The organism is Novosphingobium sp., assembly GCF_025351285.1.
In the GTDB taxonomy this organism is placed as follows: Bacteria; Pseudomonadota; Alphaproteobacteria; order Sphingomonadales; family Sphingomonadaceae; genus Novosphingobium.
The window spans coordinates 1-18,769 of record NZ_JANXWG010000091.1; the positions used below are offsets into that span (position 1 = coordinate 1).

20 protein-coding genes and 1 tRNA gene are annotated in these 18,769 nt (G+C 65.1%); 12 read left to right on the forward strand and 9 right to left on the reverse strand.

Going from position 1 to position 18,769, the window contains the following annotated elements:
- A partial coding sequence (locus Q0R16_RS19590) for an IS3 family transposase (protein ID WP_366857042.1) occupies positions 1-103 on the forward strand: 103 nt, incomplete at its 5' end.
- Between the two features lie 306 nt (positions 104-409).
- On the opposite strand, the gene Q0R16_RS11155 is transcribed toward Q0R16_RS19590, so the two are convergent.
- Positions 410-484, reverse strand: a tRNA-Val gene (locus Q0R16_RS11155).
- A gap of 107 nt (positions 485-591) precedes the next feature.
- Between Q0R16_RS11155 and Q0R16_RS11160 the strand changes: the two genes are divergently transcribed.
- Complete coding sequence (locus Q0R16_RS11160) at positions 592-927, forward strand: DUF3297 family protein (RefSeq protein ID WP_295635971.1); 336 nt, start codon at positions 592-594, stop codon at positions 925-927.
- Here Q0R16_RS11160 and Q0R16_RS11165 read toward each other — a convergent pair.
- The gene (locus tag Q0R16_RS11165) at positions 924-1,823 is read right to left on the reverse strand and encodes a LysR family transcriptional regulator (protein WP_295635972.1); all 900 of its coding nucleotides are present in this window, start codon (positions 1,821-1,823) and stop codon (positions 924-926) included. The genes Q0R16_RS11160 and Q0R16_RS11165 overlap by 4 nt on opposite strands.
- Before the next feature lie 151 nt (positions 1,824-1,974).
- Here Q0R16_RS11165 and Q0R16_RS11170 point away from each other — a divergent pair, with 151 nt between their 5' ends.
- From Q0R16_RS11170 to mmsB, 7 genes are all read left to right on the forward strand, one after another.
- A complete protein-coding gene (locus tag Q0R16_RS11170; protein WP_295635973.1) occupies positions 1,975-3,471 on the forward strand; it encodes a CoA-acylating methylmalonate-semialdehyde dehydrogenase in 1,497 nt (498 codons plus the stop codon).
- Between the two features lie 6 nt (positions 3,472-3,477).
- Entirely contained in the window at positions 3,478-3,861 is a 384-nt protein-coding gene (locus Q0R16_RS11175; RefSeq protein ID WP_295635974.1) for a RidA family protein, read from the forward strand.
- A gap of 84 nt (positions 3,862-3,945) precedes the next feature.
- Positions 3,946-4,263, forward strand: a complete 318-nt coding sequence (locus Q0R16_RS11180) for an I78 family peptidase inhibitor (protein ID WP_295635975.1) — start codon at positions 3,946-3,948, stop codon at positions 4,261-4,263.
- A 31-nt stretch (positions 4,264-4,294) separates the two neighbouring features.
- Complete coding sequence (locus Q0R16_RS11185; protein ID WP_295635976.1) at positions 4,295-5,452, forward strand: acyl-CoA dehydrogenase family protein; 1,158 nt, start codon at positions 4,295-4,297, stop codon at positions 5,450-5,452.
- The gene (locus Q0R16_RS11190; RefSeq protein WP_295635977.1) at positions 5,449-6,498 is read left to right on the forward strand and encodes an enoyl-CoA hydratase/isomerase family protein; all 1,050 of its coding nucleotides are present in this window, start codon (positions 5,449-5,451) and stop codon (positions 6,496-6,498) included. Before Q0R16_RS11185 ends, Q0R16_RS11190 begins: the two co-directional genes overlap by 4 nt.
- Positions 6,495-7,277, forward strand: coding sequence for an enoyl-CoA hydratase-related protein (locus Q0R16_RS11195; protein WP_295636002.1), 783 nt, complete (start codon positions 6,495-6,497; stop codon positions 7,275-7,277). Before Q0R16_RS11190 ends, Q0R16_RS11195 begins: the two co-directional genes overlap by 4 nt.
- Positions 7,278-7,392: 115 nt before the next feature.
- Complete coding sequence (gene mmsB / locus Q0R16_RS11200) at positions 7,393-8,262, forward strand: 3-hydroxyisobutyrate dehydrogenase (protein WP_295635978.1); 870 nt, start codon at positions 7,393-7,395, stop codon at positions 8,260-8,262.
- Here mmsB and Q0R16_RS11205 read toward each other — a convergent pair.
- A complete protein-coding gene (locus Q0R16_RS11205; protein WP_295635979.1) occupies positions 8,259-9,128 on the reverse strand; it encodes a CHAP domain-containing protein in 870 nt (289 codons plus the stop codon). The two genes, mmsB and Q0R16_RS11205, sit on opposite strands and share 4 nt — an antisense overlap.
- Before the next feature lie 134 nt (positions 9,129-9,262).
- Between Q0R16_RS11205 and der the strand changes: the two genes are divergently transcribed.
- The 3 genes from der to Q0R16_RS11220 are packed head-to-tail and all read left to right on the forward strand — an operon-like array spanning position 9,263 to position 12,958.
- Positions 9,263-10,633, forward strand: a complete 1,371-nt coding sequence (gene der / locus Q0R16_RS11210) for a ribosome biogenesis GTPase Der (RefSeq protein WP_295635980.1) — start codon at positions 9,263-9,265, stop codon at positions 10,631-10,633.
- 55 nt (positions 10,634-10,688) lie between these two features.
- Entirely contained in the window at positions 10,689-12,314 is a 1,626-nt protein-coding gene (locus Q0R16_RS11215; RefSeq protein WP_295635981.1) for a SulP family inorganic anion transporter, read from the forward strand.
- The gene (locus Q0R16_RS11220; RefSeq protein ID WP_295635982.1) at positions 12,314-12,958 is read left to right on the forward strand and encodes a ParB-like protein; all 645 of its coding nucleotides are present in this window, start codon (positions 12,314-12,316) and stop codon (positions 12,956-12,958) included. The genes Q0R16_RS11215 and Q0R16_RS11220 overlap by 1 nt, the downstream gene beginning before the upstream one ends.
- Positions 12,959-12,972: 14 nt before the next feature.
- Here the strand turns inward: Q0R16_RS11220 and Q0R16_RS11225 are convergent, their stop codons facing one another.
- The 6 genes from Q0R16_RS11225 to lgt form a co-directional block, all read right to left on the reverse strand.
- Positions 12,973-13,509, reverse strand: coding sequence for an adenine phosphoribosyltransferase (locus Q0R16_RS11225; protein WP_295636003.1), 537 nt, complete (start codon positions 13,507-13,509; stop codon positions 12,973-12,975).
- 107 nt (positions 13,510-13,616) lie between these two features.
- Positions 13,617-14,438: a cytochrome c1 gene (locus Q0R16_RS11230; protein WP_295635983.1), complete on the reverse strand. Its 822-nt coding sequence runs from the start codon at positions 14,436-14,438 to the stop codon at positions 13,617-13,619.
- A 28-nt stretch (positions 14,439-14,466) separates the two neighbouring features.
- The gene (locus Q0R16_RS11235; protein WP_295635984.1) at positions 14,467-15,768 is read right to left on the reverse strand and encodes a cytochrome b N-terminal domain-containing protein; all 1,302 of its coding nucleotides are present in this window, start codon (positions 15,766-15,768) and stop codon (positions 14,467-14,469) included.
- A 13-nt stretch (positions 15,769-15,781) separates the two neighbouring features.
- On the reverse strand, positions 15,782-16,363 hold the full coding sequence (petA, locus tag Q0R16_RS11240) for a ubiquinol-cytochrome c reductase iron-sulfur subunit (RefSeq protein ID WP_295635985.1): 582 nt from the start codon (positions 16,361-16,363) through the stop codon (positions 15,782-15,784).
- Positions 16,364-16,698: 335 nt separating this feature from the next.
- Complete coding sequence (locus Q0R16_RS11245; protein ID WP_295635986.1) at positions 16,699-17,772, reverse strand: SAM-dependent methyltransferase; 1,074 nt, start codon at positions 17,770-17,772, stop codon at positions 16,699-16,701.
- A complete protein-coding gene (lgt, locus tag Q0R16_RS11250; RefSeq protein WP_295635987.1) occupies positions 17,773-18,651 on the reverse strand; it encodes a prolipoprotein diacylglyceryl transferase in 879 nt (292 codons plus the stop codon).
- Positions 18,652-18,769: the final 118 nt, after the last annotated feature.

An 18,769-nucleotide genomic window follows, 5' to 3' on the forward strand; every position in this document is an offset into this window, starting at 1 on the left:
GGCAGCGATCTTCCAGTACATCAACGGGTTCTACAACACGCGGCGGCGTCACTCATATCTGGCCGGGATCAGCCCGCTCGCATTCGAGGCCAAGGTGGCATAATGAGATAGGTGACCGGCACGAAACCGTTACAAGTCCAAACGGCGCTTCAAAGCTACGTGGGCTTGCCGACTACGCTGAGAAGCACGGTTCAAATTTTCGCAGTATCGAGTCCGTGGCCGTGCTCGACGGGAACGTCCTTGTTCTCGATCTGAAGACGCAGGACGTGCGGGATTTGGTGCGGAAGGTGGCCACTTCGAAAGAGGCCTATCGCAGCAAACTGAGCACGTCTTATGGGTGAGCCTCACAGGCCCGTTTTCATGTTTTTTCATGGAAACCACGACCATCTCTTCTAAGTCATTGAAAAGATGGTGGGCGCGGCAGGGATTGAACCTGCGACCCCACCCGTGTGAAGGGTGTGCTCTACCGCTGAGCTACGCGCCCGTCCTTGGGTAGGGGCGGAAATGCCACTTCGTGCTGGACAGCCGCGGGCCTTTGCCACGGTGCCTGCAGTTTGACAAGTCGAGTGTTTGAACTATGGCTCGCGACCCATGAGCGATGACCAGAATCCGACCGAAACCGTCGAAGCACCAGCCGCCGCACCGCAGAGCGACGTGACGCGGGCCGATGTTCCCCCTGATCGCCTCGCGATCAATCCGCGCAGCCCGCATTTCGATGCGGACAAGCTGTCGCGCGGGATCGGCATCCGGTTCAAGGGTGTGGTGCGTACCAATGTCGAGGAATATTCGATCTCCGAAGGCTGGGTGCGCGTTCAGGCGGGCAAGGCGATGGACCGCAAGGGCCAGCCACTGACGATCAAACTGAGCGGGCCGGTCGAGGCCTGGTTTGAGGATTTGGGCGAGAATCCCCCCGTCGCCAGCCTTTAACCGGGCGGCAGCAGGCGCGCTCGTTCGCGCCCGACCAACTCGGTCAGCCAGGTCTTGAACGCTTTCACCCGCGCCAGTGCGTGGGTGTCCTTGTGCGTGACCAGCCAGAATGTGCGCGCGATGCGCTTTTCGGGGAACAGCGGGATCAGCCCCGCGTCGGCATCGCCGATGAAGCAGGGCAGCACGCCCACCCCCGCGCCCGCCGCGATCAGCCGGTGCTGTGCGATTATCGATGGGCTGCGCAGCGTGGCGGTCAGCCCCGGATGGATCTCCGTGAGGTACCGCAACTCGGGCGCGTAGACGAGATCGGGGATGTAGCCAACGAGCCGATGCCCTTCGGCCAGATCGGCCGGGCGGCGCGGTGGCGGACTGGCCGAAAGATAGTCCTGTGAGGCGTAGAGCCGCAGCGCGTAGTCTGACAGCTTGCCGGCAATTACCGGTCCCGCGCGCGGACGGGACAGCGTGACCGCCAGGTCCGCCTCGCGTTTCGATGGGCTGAGGAGGCCGCTCGACGCGACGAGATCGAGCGTCAGACGCGGATGCCGGTCGGTGAAATCGCGCAAGTGCGCCGCTACGAACACGTTGCCGAAGCCCTCGGGCATGCTCACCCGCAGCAACCCCGCAGCGCCCAGGCCGGGCGCGGTGGTATCGGCGATGCGTTGCGCGGCTTGCTCCATCGCTTCGACTTCGCTCAGCAGCGCTTCGCCGGCCTCGGTCATGACCTGGCCTTCGCGAGTGTGCTCGAATAGGGTCGCGCCGATCCGCGCTTCAAGCCGGCGCAAGCGGCGCCCGACGGTCGTGGCGTCGATGCCCATCGCCGCAGCAGCGCGCGCCAGTTGCCCGCCGCGCGCGATGGCGAGGAAGGCCTGGTAATCGTTCCAGTCAGCCGGCAGCATGGCCGGTCAGGACGACTTAGGCATCGTGGGGGTGATAACCTGCATAATTGCAGGCATCGCTCGCACAATCGCGCCTTGCCTGCAAATCGATTCGGCGGCAGGCGGATCGGGCATTCTGCGCGTCGCAGCGCGTTCATACGGAGACACCACCATGCGCCAGATCGACCATTTCATTTCGGGCGGCTCCGGCGGCGCGGCGACTCGCCTTGGCGACGTGTTCGATCCCAACAACGGCAGCGTGCAGGCGCAAGTCGCGCTGGGCGATCAGGCGGTGCTCGATCGCGCGGTGGCGGCAGCGCAAAACGCGCAGCCGGCGTGGGCGGCGACCAACCCGCAGCGGCGCGCGCGGGTGATGTTCAATTTCAAGGCGCTCGTCGAATCGCGGATGGACGAACTGGCGCACGTTCTGTCGGCCGAGCACGGCAAGGTGATCGCCGACAGCAAGGGCGATATCCAGCGCGGGCTGGAAGTGGTGGAGTTCTGCTGCGGCATCCCGCATGTGCTCAAGGGCGAATACACGCAAGGCGCCGGGCCGGGGATCGACGTCTATTCGATGCGCCAGCCGATCGGCATCGGCGCGGGCATCACCCCGTTCAACTTCCCCGGCATGATCCCGCTGTGGATGGGCGCGGTGGCGACTTCGGTGGGCAACGCGTTCATCCTCAAGCCGAGCGAGCGCGATCCCTCGCTGCCGGTGCGGTTGGCCGAACTGTTCCTCGAAGCCGGTATGCCCGCGGGGATCTTCCAGGTCGTGCATGGTGACAAGGCGATGGTCGACGCGATCCTCGATCACCCGGCGATCGGCGCGGTCAGCTTCGTCGGTTCGTCCGATATCGCGCATTACGTCTACAACCGCGGCGTGGCTGCCGGAAAGCGCGTCCAGGCGATGGGCGGGGCGAAGAACCACGGCATCGTGATGCCCGATGCCGATCTCGACCAGGTGGTCAACGATCTGTGCGGCGCGGCCTTCGGCTCGGCCGGCGAACGCTGCATGGCGCTGCCGGTGGTGGTGCCGGTGGGTGACGATACGGCCGAGCGGCTCAAGGCTAAGCTGATCCCCGCGATCCACGCGCTCAAGGTGGGGGTGTCGACCGACACTTCGGCGCATTACGGCCCCGTTGTGACGCAAGCGCACAAGGAAAAGATCGAAGACTGGATCGCCAGGTGCATCGAGGAAGGCGGCGAGATGATCGTCGACGGGCGCGGGTTCACTTTGCAGGGCCACGAAAAGGGCTTCTTCGTCGGGCCGACGCTGATCGACCACGTGACGGCCGAAATGGACAGCTACCACAACGAAATCTTCGGCCCGGTGCTCCAGATGGTCCGCGCCAAGGACTTCGAGGAAGCGCTGAGCCTGCCGAGCAAGCACCAGTACGGCAACGGCGTGGCGATCTTCACGCGCAACGGCCATGCGGCTCGGGAATTTGCGGCGCGGGTCAATGTCGGCATGGTCGGCATCAACGTGCCGATCCCGGTGCCGGTGGCGTACCACAGCTTCGGCGGGTGGAAGCGTTCGGGCTTCGGCGATACCAACCAGCACGGCATGGAGGGCATCAAGTTCTGGACCAAGGTCAAGACCGTGACCGCGCGCTGGCCCGATGGCTCGCCCGACGGAACGAACGCCTTCGTCATCCCGACGATGGGCTGATCCGGATTGACCAAGCAGCGTGCCAGCAGCGGGTCACCGCTTGAGCCGGTGATCGGATTTTCGCGCGCGATCCGCACCGGCAAGCAGATCATGGTGGCCGGAACGGCGCCGATCGAACCCGACGGTTCGACGACTCCGGGTGACGCGGCAGCGCAGATGGAGCGCTGCTGCGCGATCATCGCGCAGGCCATCGCCGATCTGGGCGGAGAGATTGCCGATACGGTGCGGACCTGCATCTATCTGACCGACCGCGCGGATTTTCCGGCGGTGGCGGCGGTGCACGGTCGCTGGTTCGGGGTGGCGCGTCCGGCTACGACCACGGTGATCGTCAGCGGGTTCATCAAACCCGAATGGCGGGTTGAAATCGAAGCCGAGACTTTGAGCCTGTGACCGATCGCCGCACCACAGGGCATGGATCGAAAGTCGATGGTTCCGCGTAGTATGCAAGTCATCGTTTCAATCGAGGATAAAGCCATGCGTGTTCCATCGTTCGCCTTTGCTGCCCGCGCGCTGTTGGCTGCTGTTCCCGCAACGCTTGTCACCGGGTGCATGACCGCTTCGGCCGCGCAACACGCCGATGCCGCGCCGCCGACCGAACAGACCTGCAATGCCGAACCGGCCAAAGCCTTCATCGGCCAGCGCTTCGATGCCGCCACGCTGCAAAAGGCGAGCGGGGCGGGTCAGGTGCGCAAGGTGAATCCCGGCGAGGCGATCTCGATGCTGTTCATGAATGGGCGGCTGACCGTCTATGTCGATGCGCAGGGCACGATTACCGCGCTTTCGTGCAGTTGAGCCCGGTGCCCGCCCAAACCACAGGAATGCCATGACCGACCAGTTCCAGCTCACCGAAGACCAGCTTGCGATCCAGGACATGGCGCGCAAGTTCACCGCTGACCGCATCACGCCGCATGCGGCCAAGTGGGATGAAGATCACCACTTCCCGCGCGACGTGATCAAGGCGGCGGGCGAGTTGGGCTTCGGCGCGATCTACGTTGCGCCCGAACAGGGCGGGATCGGGCTGGGACGGCTCGAGGCGGCGCTGATCATGGAGGCGATGGCCTATGGCTGCCCCGCGACGAGTGCGTTTGTTTCGATCCACAACATGGCGGCGTGGATGATCGATCGCTTTGGTAGCGATGACCTCAAGGCGCGCTTTCTGCCCGGGCTGGTGACGATGGACAAGGTCGCCAGCTACGCGCTGACCGAGCCGGGTTCGGGATCGGACGCCGCTGCGCTCAAGACGTCGGCGCGGTTGGCCAAAGATTCTGCGGGCGATCATTACGTCATCAACGGCACGAAGCAGTTCATCTCGGGCTCGGGGGTCAACGACATCTACGTCGTGATGGTGCGCACCGCCGACAATGGAGCGAAAGGCGTTTCATGCCTGGTGGTCGAAGCCGGGACCCCGGGAATGTCGCACGGCGCGCCCGAGCGGAAACTCGGATGGAACGCCAGCCCCACCGCGCAACTGATCTTCGAGGATTGCCGCGTGCCGGTGGCCAACCGCGTTGGCGCCGAGGGCGACGGATTCCGTTTCGCGATGGCCGGGCTCGATGGCGGGCGGCTCAACATCGGGGCGTGTTCGCTCGGCGGGGCACAGCGGTGCCTGGATGAGGCGATCGGTTACGTGAAGGATCGCAAGCAGTTCGGGCAGCCGATCGGCGATTTCCAGAACACCCAGTTCATGCTGGCCGACATGGCGACCGACCTGGAGGCGGCGCGCGCGCTGCTGTATCTGGCAGCGGCCAAGGTCAATTCCAACGCGCCCGACAAGACGCGCTTTTCGGCGATGGCCAAGCGTCTCGCGACCGACAGTGGCTCGAAGATCGTCAACGACGCGCTGCAACTGTTCGGCGGCTATGGCTACCTCAAGGACTATCCGATCGAACGCTTCTGGCGCGATTTGCGCGTGCATTCGATCCTTGAAGGCACCAACCAGGTGATGCGGATGATCGTGGGCCGGGACTTGCTGCGCCAGTGACCGATCCTGAAGTCCTGATCCGCACCGAAGGCCGCATTGGGCGGCTTTCGCTCAACCGACCCAAGGCGCTGCATGCGCTGACGATCGGCATGTGCCACGCGATGACCGAGGCGCTGCTGGGCTGGCGCGATGATCCGACGGTCGAGGCGGTCATCCTCGACCATGCCGAGGGCAGGGGCTTCTGCGCGGGCGGCGATATCGCGTACTTGCGCCATTCGGTGCTGACCGACGAGGGCGAGACCGGCCTAAAATTCTTCCACGACGAATACCTGCTCGACAACCTGATCCAGTCGTACCCCAAGCCGTTCGTGTCGTTCATGGACGGGATGACGATGGGCGGCGGAGTGGGTGTATCGCAGCCCGCGCGCTACCGCGTAGCAACCGAGAACACCCGCTTTGCCATGCCCGAAACCGGGATCGGGCTGTTTCCCGACGTCGGCGGAAGCTGGTATCTGTCTCGGTTGCCGGGGCGGATCGGGCAATACCTGGTACTGACCGGCGCGCGGCTCGATGGTTCGGAATGCCTGTGGGCGGGGCTGGCCACGCACTACCTGCCGGCAAGCGCTCTGGATGTGGCTAAGCAGCGGATCGCCGAAGCGCCCGATGCGATTCCCGCGATTCTGCGAGAGTTGTCGGCGGTTCCGCCTGTGCCCAAGGTCGCCGCAATCGCCCCGATGATCGACCGATTGTTCGCTGCTGACCGGCTGGAGGACGTGCTCGCCGCTCTCTCTGCCGATTCGTCCGACTGGGCGCAGGCGCAATTGACCACCGTTCGCACCAAAAGCCCGCAAGCCAGCAAGATCGCGCTGCGCCAGCTTGCCGATGGTGCGAAGCTCACGCAATTTTCCGATGCGCTGGCGATGGAATACCGCATCGTCGCCCGCGTGCTGACCCATCCCGATTTCGCCGAGGGGGTGCGCGCGGTGATCGTCGACAAGGACAACGCGCCCAAGTGGGACCCGGCGACGCCCGAACTGGTCGGCGATGACCTGATCGACAGCATCTTCGCCCCGCTTCCGCCCGAACAGGAATGGAAACCGCTTTGACTTACGAAACCATCCTCGTCGAACAGACCGGCGCAGTCACCACGATCACGCTCAACCGGCCGCAGGCGCTCAACGCGCTCAACAGCCAGGTTCTCGAAGACTTGGTCACGGCCTTTGCCGCTTACGAAGCTGATCCCGGCCAGCGCTGCGCGATCCTTACGGGCGCGGGCGAAAAGGCTTTTGCAGCTGGCGCCGACATCAAGGAAATGAGCGAGAAGCCGGCCGCGGAATTCTACGCGGAGGACTTCTTCGGTCGCTGGACCAGCCATGTGGTCAAGGCGACGCGCAAGCCGTGGATTGCAGCCGTTAACGGCTTTGCGCTGGGCGGCGGGTGCGAACTGGCGATGATGGCCGACTTCATTATTGCGGCGGATAGCGCGAAATTCGGCCAGCCCGAGATCAAGCTGGGCGTTGCGCCCGGAATGGGCGGATCGCAGCGGCTGACACGGGCGGTCGGCAAGGCCAAGGCGATGGAAATGTGCCTGACCGGCCGCATGATGGGCGCTGCCGAGGCCGAAAGCGCCGGGCTGGTCGCGCGCGTGGTGTCGCTGGCCGAGTTGATGGCCGATGCGATGAAGACCGCCACCGCCATCGCCGCGATGCCGCCACTGGCCGCGATCGCCAACAAGGAAATGGTCAACGCCGCGTTCGAGACGACTTTGGACCAAGGCATCGTCCACGAACGCCGCATCTTCCAGGTGCTGACCGCAACCGAGGACAAAGCCGAAGGCATGGCCGCGTTCATCGAAAAGCGCCCCGGGGTTTGGACCGGCAAGTAACCAGTCCCCCGCCCGCTTGCGGGAGGGGTTAGGGGTGGGCCTGTCCACCCAAAACAGTTCCATTGCGCGAGCGGCCCACCCCCGGCCCCTCCCGCAAGCGGGAGGGGAGTAAGTCATGAACATCGGTTTCATCGGACTCGGTAACATGGGCGGCGGCATGGCCGCAAACTTGGTCAAAGCCGGGCACACCGTCCGCGCCTTCGATCTGGCCGAGGACGCTTTGGCCCGCGCGCGCGCGCATGGCTGCGAGACGTTTGCCACGGTGCGTGAAGCCGTCGCAGGCGTCGATGCGGTGGTGTCGATGCTGCCCAACGGCGCCATCGTCGATGCGGTCTATGCCAAAGACGTGATCGGCCACGCGCAGGCCTCCGCGCTGCTGCTCGATTGCTCGACCATCGACGTCGATACCGCGCGCAAGGTTGCATCGGCCGCCGAAGCCGCCGGGCACGCGATGGTCGACGCCCCTGTTTCGGGCGGAATCGCGGCGGCTAACGGCGGCACGCTCACCTTCATGGTCGGTGGCACCGATGCCGCTTTCGCCCGCGCCGAACCGATCCTTGCCGCGATGGGCAAGGCCGTGATCCACGCCGGCGCCAGCGGGGCGGGGCAGGCCGCCAAGATCTGCAACAACATGATCCTGGGCGCCACGATGGTCGCGACGTGCGAGGCCTTCGCGCTCGCGCTCAAGCTCGGGCTCGATCCGCAGACTTTCTACGACATCTCATCGAAGGCCTCGGGCCAGTCGTGGTCGATGACCAGCTATTGCCCGCTGCCCGGCGTCGGCCCGCAAAGCCCGGCCGACAACGACTACCAGGGCGGTTTCACCGCCGCGCTGATGCTCAAGGACTTGAAGCTGGCGCTGGCGGCCGCCGCAAGCGCGGGCGCGCAAGTGCCGATGGGCACGCGCGCGGAGGAACTTTACGCGGCGTTCGCAGCGGCCGGGAATGGCGGCAAGGACTTCTCGGCGATCATCAAGACGCTTTAGCGCATCCGTGCGGCGATGATCCGGCCGATCGGATCATCGGTCCGTGCCGCGTAAGCGACGACGGCGCGGGGCTTGGCTTTAGCCTTGGGATCGGCAGCAATACCGGCCAGAAAATCCGCTCCGATCCGTGAACGCCCGGCCGCAGGCGCGGCGGGTGCATGGGCTACCATCGCGCGCGACTTTGCACGCGGGGAGTAAGCCGCGAACGTGGTGGTGAAATCGTCGGCCGGGTTCTGCTCCACGATGATCTGATCGGCATCGAACCGCGGGTCGATCACGCGCGGAGCGGGGTGGCGGACTTTGGCGGCAATCACTCCGTCATCCAAGCCGCCGCGTGCCTGTTGCGGGTAGATGAACCCGTTGACCGGCCAGCGCGTGGTTCCGAGCGCCTGCAACGGTGCGAACCACACGCGCACTTCGCTCCAGTCGTTATCTGGCGAAACGTCGATCGCGCGGACGCCGTCCTCGATCTGCCCACGCCGGCCATTGATCGGCGACCAGTTCGAATGGCGCAGCAACACGGTGCGCGAATCGATCACGCGGCTGACGGCGGCGACATGGCCGAGCACCATCGAGCCATAAGGATGAAAACTCATCACCGCGCCCACGCGCGGTTCGTGTCCGCGGCGATAGCGGCCGGCGGCCTGGTCCCACCAGGTGTGCGCGTCGCCGAAAAGCTGGATGCCGGTAACCTGCCGCGCATAGGGAACGCATTGCAGGTACGGCGCGTTCTCGCTTGTACCGGGCGCCGAAGTGCCGCCAAGCGCGCTATCGAGGTCAAGCGGCGCGCTGAATGCTGCCCCTCCCGCGAGCAACGCCACGAGGCCAAGCGCAAGCGCCGCGAATCTGCCGGTCGAACGATCCATGCCGGCAAATATGTGCCGTGCGCATGAATCTGAGGCTGCGCGAACTGGTTAACGGCGGGTTTGCCACAAATACCTATCGAGCCCACGTTCGTTCGGCGCTTGCGTTGGCGGCCCGCCGGGGCCACGGAGGCGCCATGTTGCCGCAAGTTATCATTATCGGACGCCCGAACGTGGGCAAGTCCACGCTGTTCAACCGGCTCGTCGGCAAGAAGCTGGCGCTGGTCGACGATCAGCCGGGCGTGACGCGCGATCGCCGGTTCGGTCCTGCCAACCTGCTGGGCCTGGAATTCACCATCGTCGACACCGCCGGCTGGGAGGACGAAGACCCCGGCTCGCTGCCCGGCCGGATGCGCAAGCAGACCGAGGCGAGCGTGGCGGGCGCGGACCTTGCGCTGTTCGTGATCGACGCACGCGCGGGCATCACGCCGTTGGACGAGGAAATCGGCCGGTGGCTGCGCGCCCAGCCGTTGCCGGTGTTGCTGTTGGCCAACAAGGCCGAAGGCAAGACCGGCGATCATGGCGTGTACGAAGCGTTTGCATTGGGCCTGGGCGAGCCGGTAGCGGTTTCGGCCGAACACGGCGAGGGCATGGGCGACTTGTTCGAGGCACTTCTGCCGCTGATCGAGAAGCGCACCGAGGAACTGGCGGCGGACGATTTCGACGAGGACGATCCCTCGGCCCCGCTCAAGCTGGCCATCGTCGGGCGGCCCAATGCGGGCAAGTCCACGCTGATCAACCGGTTGTTGGGCGAAGATCGGCTGCTGACCGGGCCCGAAGCCGGGATCACGCGCGATTCGATCGCGGTGGACTGGGAGTGGACCGATCCCAAGACCGGTGACGTGCGCCCGATCCGGCTGATCGACACGGCGGGGATGCGCAAGAAATCCAACGTCATCGAAAAGCTCGAAAAGATGGCGGTCACCGACGCCCGCCGCGCGGTCGATTTTGCCGAAGTGGTGGTGCTGCTGCTCGATGCCACGCGCGGGCTGGAGCACCAGGACCTCAAGATTGCGTCGCTGGTGCTCGAAGAGGGCCGCGCGCTGATGATCGCGATCAACAAGTGGGACATTGCCGAGGACGCCAGCGGCCTGTTCAACGGAGTGCGCGGCGCGCTCGAGGAAGGGCTGGCGCAAGTCAAGGGACTGCCGCTGCTGAGCGTATCGGCCGTGACGGGCAAGGGCCTGGATGTGATGATCTCCACCGCGTTCAGCCTGCGCGAAGCCTGGAGCCGACGCGTGTCGACCGGCGCGCTCAACCGCTGGTTCGAGCACGCGCTCGAAGTCAATCCACCACCGGCGCCGGGCGGCAAGCGGATCAAGCTGCGCTATATCACCCAGGCCAAGACCCGCCCGCCCACCTTCGTGGTGTTCGGCACCCGGCTCGATGCGCTGCCCGCCAGCTACGAACGCTACCTGATCAACAGCCTGCGCCGCGATCTGGGCTTCGATGCGGTGCCGGTGCGGTTGATGATGCGCAGCGCGAAGAACCCGTTCGACAAGTCCTGAACGCGGGTCTGGGCGTAAAGCGGCGGCATCCTGACGGGGGAGCGAACGCTACGGTATGCGACGATTGGCGATCAGCGATGTCCTGGCCGGGCTGGCGGTTGCCGGGCTGATCCTGCCAGAAGGCGTGGCTTATGCCGGCATCGCCGGGCTGCCACCGGGTCGCGCATTGGCGGCGGGGATCGCGGGCGGGCTGGCATACCTGGCGGTCGGCCGCAGCCGCTTTGCGGTGCTTTCGCCCACGTCATCGTCGGCGGCGATCCTGGCGGCGGCCTTGGCGACATTGCCGGGAGGCCCGGCCGAACGCACGGGGCTGGCGAGTGCGCTGGTGGTCGCGGTCGGGGTGATCTTCATTGGGCTGGCAGCGTTCCGGTTGGGCAGCTTGTCGGGCTTTGTTTCGCGGCCGGTGCTGCGCGGCTTCGCCTTCGGCCTGGCGGTCACGATCATCGTCAAGCAATTGCCCAAGCTGTTTGGCGTGACAGTGTCGGGCGGGCCGATCTGGAGCATCGTCGGCGGCCTGCTCGCGACCAGGGAGGGATGGCGGATCGAAAGCCTGGCGCTGGGCATGCTGGCGCTCGGACTGCTGCTGGCGCTTCGCCGGGTGCCGCGCGTGCCCGGGGCGTTGGTGGTGCTGGCCGGGGGCATTGCGCTGGCGTTCGCGGTGGACTTGCCCGCGCATGGCGTGGCGCTTGCCGGGCCGGTCGTGCTGGCGATGCCGGGCTTTGCGTTCCCGATCGACTTTGCGACCTGGGCACGGCTGATGCAGCTCGCTGCACCGATTGCGTTGATCGTGTTCGCGGAAAGCTGGGGGACGATGCGCGGGCTGGCGCTGCGCCATGGCGATACGGTTTCGCCCAATCGCGAACTGGCGGCGATCGGGGTGGCCAATGTGGCAGCGGCATTGGCGCAAGGCATGCCCGTCGGCGCCGGCTTTTCGGCGGGATCGGCCAACGAGAGCGCGGGCGCGGCGAGCCGATTGGCGGCATTGACCGCGGCGCTGGCGTTGCTGTTACTGGGGCTGTTTGCGGGGCCGCTGATCGCGCGCATTCCCGACCCGGTGCTGGCGGCGGTGGTGATCGGCGCGCTGACCCACGCGCTTTCGCCGGCGCCGATCGTCACGCTGTTCCGGATCGAACGTGACCAGTGGATTGCGCTGGCGGCTGCGTTCGGCGTGTTGGGGTTGGGTGTGCTCAACGGCATGCTTGCGGCGATCGCGCTGTCGATCGCGCAACTGCTTTATCGCCTGTCGCACCCCTCGATCAGCGTGCTCGGGCAAGTGGCTGAGACGCGCGATTACGTCGACGTTGCAGCGCACCCAGATGCCCGTCCACTGGCCGGCGTGGTGATTTTTCGGCCCAATGCGCCGCTGATTTTCGCCAATGCCGAAGCGGTGCTGCGTCAGATCGGATCACAGGCGCGTGCGGGATCGGCACGGACTGTCGTGCTCAGCCTGGAAGAGAGCGATGATCTCGATTCGACTGCGGCCGAAGTCATCGGCGAATTCTGCGCGGCGCTGGGCAAATCCGGCCGGTACGTGATCCTGGCGCGGGTCCATGATCGGGTGCGCCAGGTCCTGGCCGCAGCCGGGCAGGGCGCGCTTGCCGGTGCCGCCACGTTCAGCGTGGCCGATGCGGTTGCGTCCGCCGACCAATCCAGCGTTTCACCGGCAGCAGGAGACATTTGATGGCGATGCATGGCTCGATCGAACCCGTTTTACACCCCGTGCAGATCCGCGACTTGCGCCCGACGCAAATGACCGTCGGAATGCGCGAAGTCCAACGCAAGCAAGCCGAATGGCGGATGCGCAAGCTCGACGAGAAGGGTGATTGGCTGGGGGGACACATGGTTCCGGTGGTGATCGGGCCGGGCGGGACGCCATGGGTGATCGATCACCACCACCTCGCGCGTGCGCTGGATGACGAGGGCGTGGGGACGGTGCTGGTGTCGGTGGTGGCCAAGCTCGATCACGTGCCCAGGAAGCGCTTTTTTGCGTTCATGGAGGCGCGCAATTGGCTGCATTGCTATGACGACAGCGGCAAGCGCCGCGATTGGGACGATCTGCCGCGCCATGTCGGCAAACTGGTCGACGATCCATACCGATCGCTGGCTGGCGAATTGCGACGGTCGGGCGGTTACGCCAAGACTTCGGCACCTTACACCGAATTTCTATGGGCCGATTTCTTCCGCGACCGGATCAAGCGCGCGCAAGTCGAGGACAAGTTCGAAAAGGCGGTCGCGAAGGCGCTGGTACTCGCGCGATCGCATCATGCAAGCTACCTGCCGGGCTTTGCCGGGCCGGATCACGGCGAGAGCCCAGGGACCGACTGAGGCTTCCTGGACGATCAGTGCCCCGCAAAATCCAGTAGCGCCTCGACGGTCACGCCAGCCCCGCGCAGCCGATCGGCGCCATGGAGATCGGGCAGGTCGATCACGAACAGCGCGTGAGCGACCTGCCCGCCCGCGCGGCGGAGCAGCTCGGTGGCCGCCAGTGCAGTACCGCCGGTGGCGATGAGATCGTCGACAATCACGATACGGGCGCCCGGATCGATCGCGGTTGGGTCGATCTCCAACCGGTCGCGGCCGTATTCGAGCGCGTAATCGATACCGATCGTTGGCACGGGCAACTTGCCCGGCTTGCGCACCGGAACAAAGCCGATGCCAAGCTGCGCGGCAACCGCGGCGCCGAAGATGAACCCCCGCGCTTCCATGCCGGCGATGACTTCGGCCTGGGCAGCGCGGGCGCGACGCGCGAGATGGGTGATCGTGGCGGCAAAGCCGTCGCCGTGGCGGATCAGCGTGGTGATATCGCGGAACAGGATGCCCGGCTGCGGAAAATCGGGCACATCGCGGATCAGAGCCGCCAGCTCGCTTAGCGACATCGGTTCCTTGTGGGCATCGGACATGGAGTGGTTTTGCCTGGTGAATGCGAAAAGGGCCACCGTTGCCGGTGGCCCTGATCTTGTGTTCAAGCTGCGCGGGGGCTCGATCAGTGCTTCTTGCCGGCCCACACGTTGCGGTAGGCCATATAGGCGAGAGCAGTGGCAGCCAGCAGGTAGAGCACGACCGCGAGGCCGACTTGCTTGCGCTTTTCCAGCTTGGGTTCGGCGGTCCAGGTCAGGAATGCCGAGACGTCCTTGGCCATCTGCGGCACGGTTGCCTTGGTGCCGTCGCTGTATGTCACCTGGCCATCGCTGGTCAGCGGTGCGGGCATCGCCAGGTTGAGGTTGGCGAAGTACGGGTTGTAATACAGCCCGTTGGGCGTCTTAGCATCGGGGAAGCGCTTGAGGAGCTTTGCCGGCTGGTCGGAATAGCCGGTCAGCAGCGAATAGACGTAAGCCGCGCCGCCGTGACGGGCCTTGGTGATCAGCGACAAGTCCGGCGGGTTGCCCTGGCCGGCATAGTACACCGCCGGGAAGTGGTCGGCTGGAAGATTGTCGCGCGTTGCCTTGTCACCGGTTTTCTCGTCAAGCGTGGGCGCCTTGTTGGCCCACTGCTTGGCGATCGCCTTCACTTCGGGATCGCTGTAGCCAAGGTCCTTGAGATCGCGGAACGACACGTATTTAAGTCCGTGGCAGTTCGAGCAGACCTGCTGGTAGACCGCGAAGCCGCGCTGCAACTGCGCCCGATCGAACCGTCCGAACACACCGTCGCTGGCGAGCTTGAAGTCTTCGTGCGGGTGCTTGTGGAACAAGCTTTCTGCAGTCTTGGCCGCGGGCGCGGTCAGGTATTGGACTGCTCCGTTGCCGAAGCACCAGAACAGCGCTGCCGCGAAAAACAGGCCAACGAGCGGGCCAAAAATACGGACCATGGGTTCTCTCGTTCTTGTCTAGCTGCGCTCAGGCGGCCGAAGGCGCTGGGGCGTGGTGGGGCGTAAGCACGGCCTTGTCATCCTTGCCGAGCACGGCCTCGGTGATCGAGAACGGCAGCGGCTCGGGCTTCTCGATCGACGAGACGATCGGCAGAATGACGAGGAAGTGCAGGAAGTAGTACATCGCGGCGAGCTGCGAGATCATCACGAAAGGTTCTTCCGCTGGCGAACCGCCGCAGTAGCCCAGGATCGCGGCATCGACCACCAGCGCCCAGAAGAACTTGCGGAACAGCGGACGGTAATGGCCCGAACGGACCGGCGAGGTATCCAGCCAGGGCAGGAAGAACCAGCACAGGATCGCCGAGAACATCGCCAGCACGCCCATCAGCTTGGCCGGGATGAACAGGAAGTCGAAGGTGAAGGCGCGCAGGATCGCGTAGAACGGCCAGAAGTACCATTCGGGCACAATGTGTGCCGGGGTCTGCAGCGGGTTGGCCGGAATGTAGTTGTCCGGGTGGCCGAGCTGGTCGGGCGCGAAGAACACCACCGAGGTGTAGATGATCAGGAACACGCCCAGTCCGAACCCGTCCTTGGCGGTGTAGTACGGGTGGAACGGCACGGTGTCGCTCTCGGTCTTCACGTCAACGCCCGTTGGGTTCGAAGAGCCCGGGATGTGCAGCGCCCAGATGTGCAGGATGATCAGCGCAGCGATCACGAACGGCAGCAGGAAGTGGAGCGAGAAGAAGCGGTTGAGCGTCGCGTTGTCGGGCGAGAAGCCGCCCAGCAGCCAGGTGTGGAGCGATTCGCCGACCAGCGGGACCGCCGAGAACAGCCCGGTGATGACTTGCGCGCCCCAGAAGCTCATCTGGCCCCAGGGGAGCACGTAGCCCATGAACGCGGTGGCCATCATCGCCAGGAAGATCGCCACGCCGATCAGCCAGATCATCTCGCGCGGGGCCTTGTACGAGCTGAAATAGAACCCGCGGAAGATGTGCGCGTAGATCACCACGAAGAACGCCGAAGCGCCGTTCGCGTGCATGTAGCGCAACATCCAGCCGAAGTTCACGTCGCGCATGATGTGTTCGGTCGAAGCGAACGCCAGCTTCGCGTCACCAGCGTAGTGCATCGCTAGGATGATCCCGGTAACGATCTGCAGCACCAGGCAGAAGCCGGCGAGCACGCCGAAATTCCAGAAGTAGTTGAGGTTGCGCGGCACCGGATATCCGGCGCCGACCGCGTTATAGACAAACCGCGGCAGCGGCAGTTTCTCGTCGAGATACTGCATGAACGGATGGCTTGGCTTGTATTCTTGCGCCCAGGGAAAGCTCATGGTCTTGGCGTCCTCAGCCGACTTTGACGATAGTATCGGAAGTGAATGAATAAGGCGGCACAGCCAGGTTTTTGGGTGCCGGGCCTTTGCGGATGCGTGCCGCGGTATCGTATTGCGAACCGTGGCATGGGCAGAAATACCCGCCGAATTCGCCCTTCGGCTCGCCATCGCCGGTGCCCAGCGGCACGCAGCCGAGGTGCGTGCAGACGCCCATCGTGATCAGCCAGTTGGCCTTGCCCGGCTTGGTCCGTTGTTCCAGCGTTTCCGGATCGCGCAACGACGATACCGGCACCTTGTCGGCTTCGGCAATTTCCTTGGGAGTTAGATTTCGCACGAACAGCGGCTGCTTGCGGAACACCGCGATGATCGCCTGACCTGGTGCAATCTTCGAAATATCGAGTTCAACCGAAGCTTCGGCGAGCACGTCGGCCGAAGGTGCCATCTGGCGGATCAGCGGCCATACGACAGCAAGCCCGCCGACGCCGGCGAAGCTGACCGCCGCGATATTGATGAAATCGCGACGCCGCACGCCATCTTCGGCTCCAGTGGGAGTCTGCATGCCGGTCGGAGTCTGCATGATTGCTTCTTCAGCCATTGAAAGTCCCTGCCTGCTACGATCCTGCACGCATGTTTGCGCCCCGGATCGCAATAAACCGCGCTAAAAATCCCTTTGGCGCGCCGTTGGGCGCCGTCCTGGCAGAATAGCCCCCTGCCAAGCGGGTGTGCCGGAGACGCCGTCGACCAGCGCTTCAGCACCCCACTTTGGCGGGCCTGATAGACGCAAACCTGTCGCTTTGCCAACAGGCAAATTGGGGCTTTGGGGAAGCGATGCACACGCCCTTTGGGACGTGTTAGGGCTTATCAAATGCACACCGCCGCTTGCGACTGTGGTTGTGCCAGTCGGTGTGCCCATGGATGCAGTTGCTGCTTTCAAAATCCGGCGCCAGCGGGCCAGTCCGCGCCGGCCAGCCCCATGACCTTGAACAGCGCCCCCATCTGCCCTTCGCCGATCAGGCGTTCGCACGCGTCGCGGACTGCGCCGGCCTTGGCGGGGGCGTGGTGTGCCAGCGCCTCGGTGCGCGCCTCGATCCCCAGTGCGCGCAGCCAGCGACCTTGCTCGATCGTGCCGAGCCAGCGCACCCCGCGTGACTGGACGATGCTGGCCAGGACCGAAAAGTCGACGTGCGCGGTCAGGTCGGTGTCGCCCGGAGTGGTGAACACATCGACCTTGCGGTGCGCGCGTACGGCCTGGAGCGTGCTGCCGAGCTGCGAGGCGGTGTGGCCATAATCGATGACCAGCGCCGCACCGCCTTGCGAGGCAAGCCGGCCGGCGATTTCATAGACCACCGCCGCGCTGGCCGGGCTGGTTTCGATCAGGCTGCCTTCGGGCGCATGGCGGTGAATTGCGGGCACCGCTGCGTCCATCGGTTGATCCCCCGCAACCGCGACGAGCGTCGTCCCGGCGACTCCGCCACCGCCGGGTGCCAGCGCCACCATCCGTTCGCGCCACCCATCGGGCGTGCGCACCAGTTGCCGCACCGGCAGCGCGTCGAGAAATTCGTTGGCGACGAGCAGGATCGGGCCAATGTCTGGCAGGGTCGACATGTCGGCGTGCCACAACGCCTGCGGATGACTATCGAGCTGCAGCGCCTTGAGCGGGGTGCTGGTCTCGACGAAATGGATGCGCGGGTTGAGGCCATAGCGCTCCATCGCGCGCAAGGCATCGCGCGCCAGCGTGCCGCGGCCGGGACCCAGTTCAACGTAATGCACCGGTTCGGGGCGCCCGGCCTCGATCCACATATCGGCCAGCCACAACCCGATCAGCTCGCCGAACATCTGGCTCACTTCGGGCGCGGTGATGAAATCGCCGGTGACGCCCAGCGGGTCGCGTGTGGTGTAATAGTGCGCGTTGGCCTCGGCCATGTAGTGCGCCAGGCTGATCGGGCCGGTGTTGGTGATCAGCCGGGCAAAGCGCGCAGCCAGGTCGGGGCCGGGCTGGTTCACTTACGCCGGCTCGGGTCGATTCGCGGGCGCAGCTTCGGCCGTCGCAAATGCGCGCACCAGCAGCACCAGCCCGGTCAGGATCAGCGGCAGCGTCAGCCACTGGCCCATCGACAAGTGCGTGGCGCGCGCGAAATCCTGCAACTGCGCGTCGGGTTCGCGGAAGAATTCGACGGTGAAGCGGGCAAGGCCATAGCCCAGCGTGAAAACCCCCGTCAGCAAACCGACCCGCCAGCGCGCGCGGGTTTTCCAGAACAGCACCAGCAGTATCGTACCAAGCACGAACCCTTCGAGCAGCGCTTCGTATAGCTGGCTCGGGTGGCGGGGCATTTCGCCGCCGCCGGGGAACACCATCGCCCACGGCACGCTGGCATCGGTGATCCGGCCCCACAATTCGCCGTTCACGAAGTTGGCCAGCCGCCCGAAGAACAGTCCGAACGGCACGACCACCGAGATATAATCGCACAGCCGGATGAAGTTCAGCTTGTTGCTCCATGCCACCCAGCCGATCGCCATCACCGTGCCGATCAGCCCGCCGTGGAAGCTCATCCCGCCCTGCCACAGCTTGAACAGGTTGGCGGGGTGCGCCCACAATTCGGGTGCGTAGAAGATGGAATAGCCCAGGCGTCCGCCCAGGATGATGCCCAGCGTGGCGTAGAAAAACAGATCGTCGGCATGGCGCTGTGCCATCGGCGAGCCGGGCTGGCGGCTCATCCGCGACAAGTGCCAGTACCCCAGCACGATACCCGCCAGATAAGCCAGGCTATACCACTTGATCGCGATCACTCCCAGATCGAGCGCGATCGGCGAAAGCCCGAGGTCTTCGAAGCGCAGTGGCTGGTGCACGATCACGGCAGCGCCGACGGCGAGACTTTGCAGCACGCGAACTCCAATTCCTGTTTATCGACACACTTGTCAGCAGCATGGCCCGCCCCCTAAGGTGCACCATCGGCTTTGTGGGCCGGGCATAGGCAGAAACACCAGGCCGGGCAACGCCAGA